Origin of the sequence: Tumebacillus avium, from assembly GCF_002162355.1 — a bacterium.
GTDB lineage: Bacteria > Bacillota > Bacilli > Tumebacillales > Tumebacillaceae > Tumebacillus_A > Tumebacillus_A avium.
This window is the reverse complement of sequence record NZ_CP021434.1, coordinates 4415598-4426315: the sequence shown is the minus strand read 5'-3', so window position 1 is coordinate 4426315 and position 10718 is coordinate 4415598. Positions and strand designations below refer to the sequence as shown.

Annotated in this window: 9 protein-coding genes and 1 tRNA gene; 5 read left to right on the top strand and 5 right to left on the bottom strand. The window is 59.7% G+C overall.

The genetic code is table 11. From position 1 onward, the window contains the following. Positions 1-4: 4 nt before the first annotated feature. Positions 5-349 carry a hypothetical protein gene (locus CBW65_RS20380; RefSeq protein WP_087458412.1) on the bottom strand — a complete coding sequence of 115 codons (345 nt, stop codon included), beginning with the start codon at positions 347-349 and terminating at the stop codon, positions 5-7. A 154-nt stretch (positions 350-503) separates the two neighbouring features. On the opposite strand from CBW65_RS20380, the gene CBW65_RS20375 reads away from it, so the two are divergent. The 3 genes from CBW65_RS20375 (at position 504) to CBW65_RS20365 (ending at position 3080) form a co-directional block, all read left to right on the top strand. Continuing rightward, positions 504-579: transfer RNA gene (locus CBW65_RS20375), tRNA-Thr, on the top strand. 165 nt (positions 580-744) lie between these two features. Continuing rightward, positions 745-2055 carry a UDP-glucose dehydrogenase family protein gene (locus tag CBW65_RS20370; RefSeq protein WP_087458411.1) on the top strand — a complete coding sequence of 437 codons (1311 nt, stop codon included), beginning with the start codon at positions 745-747 and terminating at the stop codon, positions 2053-2055. Further along, on the top strand, positions 2052-3080 hold the full coding sequence (locus CBW65_RS20365; RefSeq protein ID WP_087458410.1) for a glucose-1-phosphate thymidylyltransferase: 1029 nt from the start codon (positions 2052-2054) through the stop codon (positions 3078-3080). Before CBW65_RS20370 ends, CBW65_RS20365 begins: the two co-directional genes overlap by 4 nt. Before the next feature lie 50 nt (positions 3081-3130). Here the strand turns inward: CBW65_RS20365 and CBW65_RS20360 are convergent, their stop codons facing one another. The 3 genes from CBW65_RS20360 to CBW65_RS20350 are packed head-to-tail and all read right to left on the bottom strand — an operon-like array spanning position 3131 to position 6755. Beyond that, positions 3131-4081 carry an NAD-dependent epimerase/dehydratase family protein gene (locus tag CBW65_RS20360; RefSeq protein ID WP_087458409.1) on the bottom strand — a complete coding sequence of 317 codons (951 nt, stop codon included), beginning with the start codon at positions 4079-4081 and terminating at the stop codon, positions 3131-3133. After that, complete coding sequence (locus CBW65_RS20355; RefSeq protein WP_087458408.1) at positions 4078-5205, bottom strand: glycosyltransferase family 4 protein; 1128 nt, start codon at positions 5203-5205, stop codon at positions 4078-4080. Before CBW65_RS20355 ends, CBW65_RS20360 begins: the two co-directional genes overlap by 4 nt. Further along, positions 5202-6755 carry a CotS family spore coat protein gene (locus CBW65_RS20350; RefSeq protein WP_087458407.1) on the bottom strand — a complete coding sequence of 518 codons (1554 nt, stop codon included), beginning with the start codon at positions 6753-6755 and terminating at the stop codon, positions 5202-5204. The genes CBW65_RS20355 and CBW65_RS20350 overlap by 4 nt, the downstream gene beginning before the upstream one ends. Before the next feature lie 124 nt (positions 6756-6879). Here CBW65_RS20350 and CBW65_RS20345 point away from each other — a divergent pair, with 124 nt between their 5' ends. Both CBW65_RS20345 and CBW65_RS20340 read left to right on the top strand, forming a co-directional pair. Then, positions 6880-8073 (top strand): threonine synthase, encoded by a 1194-nt coding sequence (locus CBW65_RS20345; protein WP_087458406.1) that lies wholly within the window; start codon positions 6880-6882, stop codon positions 8071-8073. A 106-nt stretch (positions 8074-8179) separates the two neighbouring features. Further along, positions 8180-9775, top strand: coding sequence for a glycosyl hydrolase family 18 protein (locus CBW65_RS20340; RefSeq protein ID WP_087458405.1), 1596 nt, complete (start codon positions 8180-8182; stop codon positions 9773-9775). Positions 9776-9792: 17 nt separating this feature from the next. Here CBW65_RS20340 and CBW65_RS20335 read toward each other — a convergent pair whose 3' ends face one another. Beyond that, positions 9793-10668, bottom strand: coding sequence for an alpha/beta fold hydrolase (locus tag CBW65_RS20335; protein ID WP_087458404.1), 876 nt, complete (start codon positions 10666-10668; stop codon positions 9793-9795). Positions 10669-10718: the final 50 nt, after the last annotated feature.

Here is a 10718-nt window from a genome sequence, read left to right as displayed (position 1 = left end):
GGGGTTATTTTTGCGGATTGTTTTTAGGGAGCAGGCGCTGCACCCAGTAGCCGAGTCCGCCGCCGCCGAGGATGGTGACAAGGTCGAGCACGAGGCGAAGCAGCACATCGGAGTAGTAGAGCATCGCATAGCCGGGATGCTTCATCTGGTGCGCAGCCACTGCGAGCACGACGATCGTCGTCACCGCCGCCGCAGCGCCGTAGACGCCGCGCAAGCCGAGGATCAGATAAAAGAAAAAGCCCAGCAGCATCGTTGCGACCAGATGCGGCTGCTCGGCCGGCTGCATGATCGTTAAGTTCGTGACAAGATATGCGGTGAAAACGAGCCACACCAGCACCCATTTCTTCATGATGTCGACGCCTCCCTTGTCCAAGCATATGCGCTGTTAAAGGAATCCATTCCACATAAGTCAACAGTGTACAAATTCTGCCTCTTTTTTTATTTACAGTGTTGACTTCCTTCGACATGTTAGTTATTCTATTGCCAATTGAACGACAATTCTTGCCGGTGTAGCTCAGATGGCAGAGCAACTGACTTGTAATCAGTGGGTCGAGGGTTCGATTCCTTTCGCCGGCACCATTACCAAACTAGCGTGTTTCCAGCTACGAATGAGCGTAGCTGGAAGCACGCTTTTTCGTTGTGCTGCGCGGACGGCAGCGGAGTTTGTGCGTTTCGACCGTAGCCGGAGCGCTCCTTCCCACATAATCTATAGAAACCAATCTATCTGAGAAAGCAGGGGGGAATATGAACGTAGCGGTGATTGGAACAGGGTATGTAGGAGCCACCACCAGCGCCGCGCTGGCCTCGATGGGACACCAGGTGATCGGCGTTGATGTCGACCGCCAAAAAGTCGAGAGCCTGAATTGCGGCCGGCTTCCGTTTTACGAGGAAGGGCTGGAGCAGCTGATGCAGAACCTGCTCGCCACAGGCGCGCTCACCTTTACCGCCGACCTGCCGCGCGCGGTGCGGGAAAGCGACATTCTCTTCCTTACCGTCGGCACGCCGTCGAACGCGGACGGTTCGGCCGACCTGCGCTATGTCGAAGGAGCTGTGCGCGACATCGGACGGTCGATCAAAACGCATAAGGTGATCGTCAGCAAAAGCACCGTCCCCGTCGGCACCGGCGACCTGGTGAAAACTTGGCTTCAGGAGGAGCTGGCCAAACGCGGCACAGACATCCCGTTTGATATCGTCTCCAACCCGGAATTCCTGCGCGAAGGCAAAGCGCTCCACGACGCGCTGCACCCGGAACGCATCGTGATCGGCTGCGAATCGGACAAGGCACGAGCTGTGATGACCTCGCTCTACGAAGGTCTGCGCACCGTGCTCTTTTACACCACGGTGCGCGACGCGGAGATGATCAAATACGCTTCGAACGCCTTTTTGGCGACCAAGATCTCGTTTATCAATGAACTGGCCCGGCTCTGTGAAAAGACGGGCGCTTCGATCTCCAAAGTCGCCCGCGGGATGGGGCTCGACTCGCGCATCGGCGGACAGTTCCTGCGCGCCGGGATCGGCTACGGCGGCTCGTGTTTTCCGAAAGACGTCGAGGCGCTTTTGCATCTCTCCCGCCAGGAAGGCGTCCCGCTGCAACTGCTCGATGCGGTCGCCCGCGTGAATCAGGAGCAGGCGGCGTGGTTTTTGCAAAAGGTACTCCGCCATCTCGGCCCGCTCTCCGGCAAAAAAATCGCCCTGCTTGGCCTGACCTTCAAGCCGGGCACCGACGACATCCGGGAAGCGCCGGCCTTGCGCCTGATCCCGGAGCTGCTTGCCGCCGGAGCGGAACTGTCCGCTTACGATCCGCAGGGGATGGAAGCGGTGCGCCGCCTGCACCCTGGTCTGCGTTATGCAAAAGACCCGTACGACGCGCTCGCCGGAGCGGACGGAGCATTGCTGCTGACCGAGTGGCAGGAATTCCTCGAACTCGACTACGCCCAAGTCAAACGGGTGATGGCAGGCGCGGTGCTGCTCGACGGGCGCAATGCGCTGGACGGGGAGAAAATGCGCGGATACGGGCTCCTGTATGACGGCGTGGGGGAGCGAGGCACAGGATGAAAGGCTTGATTTTATGCGCCGGTCGCGGCACGAGGATGCAGCCGTTTTCGCACACCACGCCGAAAACGCTGCTCCCCGTGGCCAACCGGCCGCTTTTGCAGTATTGTATTGAAAAATTGTATCGGGTCGGCATCTCCGAGATCGGCGTTGTGATCAACCCGCAGCAAAAAAGCATCGCAGAGTTTCTCGCCCGCTTCGATTTCCCTGGCACGATCAAGATCATCAAGCAGACGCGCCCGCTTGGCATCGCCAATGCCGTGCAAAAGGCGAAGAGCTTCCTGCAGGGCGACCCGTTTGTGCTGCTGCTCGGCGACAACCTGCTGTGCGAAGAGCTGCATCCGCTGGTGCAGGCGTTTCAAGGGCAGGACGCGGCGCTGATGCTGTCGCGGGTGGACAATCCCCGCGAGTACGGCATCGCCGAGATTCGGGACGGACAGATCGTCTCGCTGGAGGAGAAGCCCGCCGCACCGAAAAGTGAGCTGGCGGTGATCGGCGCGTATGTCTTTACGCCAGCGATTTTCACGGCGATCGCAGCGCTCAAGCCCTCGGCACGAGGCGAATACGAGATCACCGATGCGATCCAGGCGCTGATTCAGAAAGGCTGCTCGGTGTCCTTTGCCGTCACAGACAAGCCGTACTCCGATGTCGGGACGCTGGAGCGCTGGATTCTCGCCAACCGCTGGATGCTCGACAAGTCGCACGGCAGCCGGGTGGAGATCGGACAGAACTCGCTGATCGAAAACTGCACGATCAAAGGTCCGGTGCTGATCGGCGACAACTGCCGCCTGCAAAATGCGGAGATCGGACCTTACGTGTCGGTGCAGGACGGGGTGACGCTGCAAAGCTGCAAGATCGCCGACAGCATCTGTCTGGAAGGCTCCACGATCAACGGCATTGAAGGGAAGATCGAACAAAGCGTGCTGGGACGCTCGACCATACTCCACGGAGGAGGCGAAACGAAAAAGGTCACCTTCATGCTCGGTGATCACTCGCAAGTCGCACTGCCGAAAAAGCAAAAGGAATAGCAAAACCCCCTCAAGGAGCGAGGGGGTTTTTTGTTGGGTTTGCTTTTGTTTTAAAAATTGTACAGGCGCCGCACCTGCTCGATCTGCAGCGAGATCCCTTTTTCCACGTCAAACTGCGGGTCGTAGCCGAGCAGATGCCGGGCTTTGGTGATGTCGGCAAACGTGTGGCGCGGGTCGCCGGGCTGTTCGGGGCGGCGTTGGATGTTTGCGCGCTGGCCGGTGCGGGTCTCGATCAGGGAGATCACATCGTTTACGGTCAGCTGCGAGACGCCGCCGATGTTAAACACGACGCCTTTTACGGGAGCGGCGCAGGCCAGCAGGTTGGCTGTCACCGCATCGTCGATGTACGTGAAGTCCCGCGACTGCTCCCCGTCGCCGTAGATCTCGATCGGCTGGCCGCTCAGCACGTTTTTGATGAATTTGTGAAACGCCATGTCGGGTCGCTGGCGCGGCCCGAAGACGGTGAAGTAGCGCAGGGACACAACCGGCACTCCGTAGACGGCAGCGTAGAGCTGGCAGAGCTGTTCGGCGGCTAGTTTCGTCACTCCATACGGGGAAAGGGGCTGCGGCATGATCGTTTCATCGGCCGGGCCGCTCATGCCGCCGTAGACGGAGGAGGAAGAGGCGCAGACGATCTTTTGCACGTGCGAGTTTTTCGCCGCTTCCAAGAGCGCCTGCGTGACGAGGATGTTGTGGTCGACATACTCTTGAAACTGGCTGCCCCACGAGGTGCGCACGCCGGGCAGCGCCGCCTGATGGAACACGACATCGACCCGGGCCAGCAGCTCATCAAAGGCCAGACTGCGCAAGTCCCGTTCGAAAAAGCGAAACTGCGGATGAGCGAGCGCTCCCTGCAGATTGCGCTCTTTCACCCAGCGGTCGTAGTTGTGGACAAACGCATCGATGCCGTACACCTCATAGCCTTCGCGCAGCAGCCGTTCACTCAGCGTGGAGCCGATAAACCCGGCGCATCCGGTGACGAGGGCGCGTTTGCGTTTCATCGCCACACCTCGAGGATTTCGGAGATGACGCGGGCAAAGCCAAAGCGCTGTTCGACCATGCTCCGCCCGTATTTGCCCATCGCGCGCATCTTGCCGGAGTCGGAGAGCAGCGCGGAGATCGCCTCGCCAAAAGCGGCCGGGTCTTCCGGCGTTTGGATCAGCAGACCGTTCAGTCCTTGCTCCAGCACTTCCGGGTTGCCTCCGCGCGCGGTGGTGATGATCGGCAGGTTGGCTGCCATCGCTTCATAGTGGACGCGGGCCAAGGGCTCTTCCCATTGCGACGGGCAAACGAACAGGTCGCCCGCCCAGAACCAGTGGTGCACGAGATCGGCCGGCACATAGCCGGTGGTGACGACCGGGATCGGCGAGCGGCCGGCCAGCGCCCGCACGTAGGCGACATAGTCGGAGATGCCGTCATCGCTGAACCATTTGCCGCCAACGATGACAAGTGCGGCGTCAGGGTGGCGTTTCGCGACATGCTGCATGGAGCGGACGAGGATGTCCGCCCCTTTTTTCGGAGAGAGGCGGCCGACGAACAGGATGACTTTTTTGCCGTCGAGTCCATGCTGGGCGCGCAGTTGATTGCGGATGCTCCGCGCCTCCGCGTTGACGGCGTAGCGGTTCAGGTCGACGCCCGAGTAGATCGTGCGCAACTTGGGCTGTGCGGACGGGTAGAGGGAAACGATTGCGCGTCCGACATAATCGGAGACGGTGACGATGCGCTCCACTTCGCGGATGCAGAGCTCGGCATCCACCGGCGCGATTTTGTCGGCGGTAAACATGTCGTTGTGCATCGAGAGCACGAGGCGCGAGTTCGGAGCGACCTGGCGCACCGGGCCGATCAGCCGGGGGCGGTTAAACACGTGGATCAGGTCGTACTGCCGTCCTTGCAGGAAGCGCACCACGTTTTCCGCATAGATGTCGAACAGCTTGCCGGGCACCCGTTCGAACTGGAGATTGCCGATCCGCTCCGAGTTCGGCAGTGCGGGGTCGGTGATGCCTAAGATGGTGATGTCATGAGACTTGGCGAGCTCCGGCGCGACGCCTGCGATGTAGGTCTGGATCGCCCCGCCGCGCACGGGCGGCACCGGAAGTTTTTCCGTGCAGATCATCAAAATTTTCACTTGCTTCGTCTCTCCTTCCGCTTATGGGCGATCTTATCGAGCAGTTCATGCGTGTACGGCGAAAGCTGCCCGGCGGCAGGGAGCGCCTGCAAGTCGAGCGGCTGCATGTTGGCGAGAATCTGCCGGGCACGCTCGGTGATGTTCGCATCTTGATGCGTTCGGCGGCGCGGGTCTCGTTTGCCGCCGGGGCTCAGCTCGCTGAGCTTTTGCACAGCGTGGATCTGTTCGCGCAAGTCGCGGACCCAGTCGCGGCGGCCGGTCTGTACACGCGCCTGCTGTTTCTCCTGCACCGGCTTGGCAGGGCCGTCCACCAGGCGGTCGAACTTCGGCAGGTCGTTGGCCGAGATGACCGGGGCTGGCTGAGCTGTTTGGGCACCGCGGGCCGGGGTGTCGGCGACGAAGCTGAGCGTGGAGGCGTTGGCCGCCATGTGGAATTTCAAAGACGGCGTCCAGTCGGCCGGCGCTTCGAGGATGTTGGCGCCAAGCTCCTGCAGCGCCGGCCATTTCGTGGCGTCGGTCGCTTCCATGCGGTCGAGCATCGCTGCGGTCTCCGCATTCAAGAACAGCTCCGGCTCATAGACGACCTCTTTGACATGCTTGTAAAATTCGTTGGGCATCGCCATGTCGATCAGGAGCACCTGCATCAGTTCCGGCTCGATCGGGTTGGCCTGATGATAGGCATCGATCATGCCGCGAATCCAGGTCAGATCCCAGTTGCCCATGTCCTCCATCGTCGAGGTCATCAGCTTGCGCAGATCGCGGATCGGCAGGTCGTAGGCGACACCGTCGAGGTCGATGATCCAGATCTGCCCGTCGGGGCCGACCTGGCCGTTCGACCAGCCGTAGTCCTGATGGGCGAATCCCCACGCCTGTTCGCCGCGCTGGACGAGGTCTTTGTAAGGGGACTGTTCCAGCGTGTAGAGGGCGTTGCGGGCCTGACGCTCGTATTTGTCGATCAGCGAGAGCAGCTTCCGGCTGGCGGGGAGGTCGGAGTAGAGCGTGGCGATGTGGCGGAACCAGTCGAGCTTGGTGAGAATCTTATGATAGGACATCGGATAGCGGTAGAGGCGGGAGGCGTTTTGCGCGCCTTTGGGCGGTTCGTAACCTTGGGAGAGCTGATGGAACTCGCCGAGGCCGTAGCAGAGCTGCTGCGCGCCGGACAGGTCAACTTTGGCCGCCGGGGTCAAAGGTTCGATCCAGTCGGTGACGATCCAGAGCTTCCCGCCGCGCTCCACATACAAGTCGCCTTCTTTGCAGGGGATCAGGCCCGGCACCCGGGCGCCTTTTTCCTTGAGGTATTTCTGTGCGTACACGCTGTACAGGCTGCGCTGCGGGGTGCGGTGCAGCACTTTCAAACTGCGCGGGCCGTGGTTGGTCTGAATTTTCCAGATCGCGCCGCCTTTGTCCGGCTTGGTGGTGATCAGGAGCAGTTCGCTGACCGACATGTCATAGTCGCGCATCACGTCGTACGCCATCGTCTCCAGCTCTAGGGGAACGGTCGGCACATCGCCTTCCACGTCGCCCCAAGGCTGAATGATGTATGGTTCCATGGGCTTCCCTTCCTTTTTTGTGCGTTTTCTATCAGTGTATTGGCGGACAGACACTCTCGTAACGGACAGGCAACTATGCTATTGTGGAAGGTATCAGAAAAGTGTGAAGAGGAGAGTGAAAGAGATGTACATACAAAATGAAGCAGCGACGAAATTGTCCTGCCTGCGCTGCGGGGCGGAGTATGAGCTGAATGATTACACGACCGGCTGCCCGGCTTGTTTGGAAGGAGGGTATCCGGTCTCCTTAGAAGTGAAGTATAGCGTGACGCCGGGCTGGACGGTCAATGCGAAACTGCGCGGCATGAAGCGATTTGCAGACAAACTGCCGTACCGCACGTTCCCGACGCTCGGCGAAGGAGACACGCCGCTGATCGACCTGCCGGACTTGGCGGAAGAGTTGGGACTGCAAGGGCTGTGGCTGAAAAATGAAGGGCAGAACCCGACCGGCTCGCACAAAGACCGGATGAGCGCACAGGTGGTCGCCCGCGCCAAAGCGACGGGGCGCACGACGGTGGTGGCCGCATCGAGCGGCAACGCCGGAGCATCGCTGGCGGCGTATGCGGCTGCGGCCGGGCTGCGCTGCGTGATCGTGACAACGGTCGGCATGAACCCGACGTGGGATCAGGCGGTGCGAGCTACCGGGGCGGAACTGGTCGCAGCCTACGACTCGAAACTGCGCTGGAAATACATGCGCAAGATGGTGGAAAGCGAAGGCTGGTACCCGGTGACGAACTACATCGATCCGCCGACGGGCAGCAATCTGTGGGGCGTGCAAGGGTATAAGACCTGCGGGCATGAGATCGCGGAGGCATTTGCAGGAAATGCGCCGACGGCGATCGTGGTGCCGACGTCGCGCGGCGACTTGCTGTGGGGGATCTGGCGTGGCTTGCAGGAGGCGAAAGAAGCAGGCTGGATCGACACTTTGCCGCGCTTGTATGCGGCTGAGCCGTTTGGGCGGCTGTCGCGGGTGCTGGCAGGCGATGACTATCGAGGGCACTTCCCGGGCGACCACAGCAGCACCGAGTCGATCGGCGGGTCCACAGCGACGTTCCAGTCGCTGGTCGCCCTGCGCGAATCGGGCGGCGGCGCGGTAGATGTCGCCGGTGTTGATGCTGTGGACGGGCAAAACAAGCTGGCGCGGCGCGGGCTGTATCTGGAAAGCTCCTCCGCCGTGGTCTGGGCGGCCGTCAAGCAGTTAAAAGCGACCGGGCAGATCGGCGAACAGGACCGCGTCGTGCTGATCGGGACGTCGAACGGCTACAAAGACAACTATTTTTCCAAGCTGCCGGAAATGAAGATCATCGACGCGGCAGACTAGACGATTAGCAGAGCTGACAATATCTGTGGCTTGAACCTCGCTTTCGTTAGCATGTAAACTAGTAGACAGCATACTAGGTTACAAGACGGAAAGCGAGGGAAGAGCCATGCGAAAGTGGACAAAACAAATGGTTTCCGGGCTGTTGACCGCCGCACTGCTCTTGCCGGGCACTTCCGGCCTTGCAGCAGACGGCAAGTTTAACATGTCCTATCTCTATTTCGGGAGCACTTCGACCTACGTGGAAACGGTAGATTCCACAAAAGGCGCTCTGAACGTAGTATCTCCCGACTTCTTCAATCTTAACGCGGACGGCTCGTTGAAACTGACCTCTAAGCTGTCGGCGTCTTTTGTTTCGGCGATGCATCAGCGCGGCATCAAAGTGGTGCCGTTCCTGACCAACCACTGGGGGCAGGAACTGGGGCGCAACGCCTTGAAGAACCGCGAACAGCTCAGTACGCAAATCGCCGATGCGATCGCAAAATATGACCTCGACGGTGTCAACATCGACATCGAAAACATGACCGAGACCGACCGCGCCGCTTACACCGATCTGGTGCGCCTGCTGAACGCCAAGATTCCGGCGCATAAGGAAGTGTCGGTCGCCGTCGCGCCAAATCCGTTTGGCTTCAACCTCGGCTGGCAAGGTTCCTATGATTACAAGAAGCTGTCCGAGTACAGCGACTACCTGATGATCATGGCGTACGATGAAAACTACGCCGGGGACCGCACGCCGGGTCCGGTCGCCAGCGACCTGTTTGTGAAGCGCTCGATTCAATACGCGCTGAATCAAGGCGTGCCGAAAGAGAAGACGGTGCTTGGCATTCCGTTCTTCGGCCGGGCGTGGAGCGCCGACGGCACGATGAACGGCGCCGGGATCTCCAACTGGCGCGTGCCGGAGCTCGTGCAAAAGTACGGCGGGCGCATCGTCTATGACGCCGCAACCAAATCGGCGAAAGCAACGTTTACCGTCGATGCATCCGATCCGGCGACCACGATCGGCGGCACGGTATTTGACGCCGGGACGTACACGATCTGGTATGAAAACGAAGCGTCGATCAAAGAAAAACTGCGTCTGGTCGGGATGTACGACATCAAAGGCACCGGCTCGTGGAGTTTGACGCAGGAAGAGCCGGGCACGTGGGAGTACTACTCCCGCTGGCTGAACGGCCGTTACTTTACCGACACGGAACGCCACTGGGCGAAGGACGACATCCTCGCCATGCTCGACAAAGGCTGGATGGTCGGCACGTCGCCGCTGATCTTTTCGCCGGATCAGCCGCTGACCCGCGCCCAGGCTGCCGTCATCCTCGTCAAAGCGCTGGGACTGGAAGAGCAGACCGCGCCAAGCGCCGGATTCTACGACGTGAAGCCGGGCCATTGGGCGAAACGCCATATCGACCTCGCGAAACAGGCCGGCTTTATCTCCGGGGATGAGTATAAGAATTTTAACCCGGATGATAAGATCGCCCGTGAAGAGATGGCGGCGATGCTGGCCCGCATCCTCAACCTGCAGCCCGAACCGGTGACGGAGCACCCGTTCCCGGATGTCACGGGCGGCTGGTCGTATGATGCGGTGACCGCGATGAAGCAGCAAGGCATCCTCACCGGGAATGAATGGGGACTGTTTATGCCGCATGACGGGACAAGCCGTGGCGAGATGGCTTCCTTGATGAATCGGATTCAAGACCAACTCTCGCAGTAAAAAGAAAACCTTGCGCATTATTGCGCAAGGTTTTTTTGTGCTGCTTTGACCTCGGTCAGAAACTGCTGGATCGCTTCCGCATACTCCTGGCTCTGGTCGAACAGCGGAATGTGCGTCGACTCCGGGATGACGACCGTTTTCGAGCAGGAGAGATGCTTGGCATGCCCTTCGATCAGCAGCAGCTTGGTGTCAAAATTGTCTTCTTTCGCCGCCGGCATGAACAGCACCGGACAGGTGATCTGCGGATAGCAGGTTTCAAAGCGCATGTCGCACACCATGTCCATCACCTGCACGCCTACTTCGGGCAGCTGTACATAGGTGAGACCGCCCTCCGACGCGGGGCGCAGGATTTTGTGCTCGATGATCGCGGCGCTCATCGGATCAAGCGGCGCCCAGTCTGCGGTTGCTTGTTGCACAAAGTCTTCGGGTGATGCGTACACAGGAACTTTGCGGTTGGCACGCTTCTCGAGAATCTCTGCTTTCGACTCGGACACTTCGCCGTTTTCCCCGATGTAGTTGATGATGCCGGAGTCGATGTTGATCAGGGACAGCATGCGTTCCGGATGTTTCGCCGCAAAATGGGTCGCGATGTCGCCGCCCAGCGAGTTGCCGACGAGGTGCGCCTGCTCAATTCCAAGCTCGTCAAGCACCGCCAAAATGTCACTCGTCTGCTGGTCCATCGAATATCCGTGCCGGGGAGCAAGTGATTCGCCATGGCCGCGCAGGTCAAATGCGAAGACGCGGTACTCCTTTTGGAAATACGGGGCGATGTCTTGCCAGACAAAAGATGCCAAGATCCCGCCGGGATGCAGGAGCAGCATCGGTTCGCCTTGTTCGCTGAATTCGGTTAGCATCAGTTGGATCCCATTTGCTTCAATCTGACGTTTTTGCATGAGGTTGTTTCCTTTCTTTCACAATCTGCTAAAACTGTATCACAGAATAG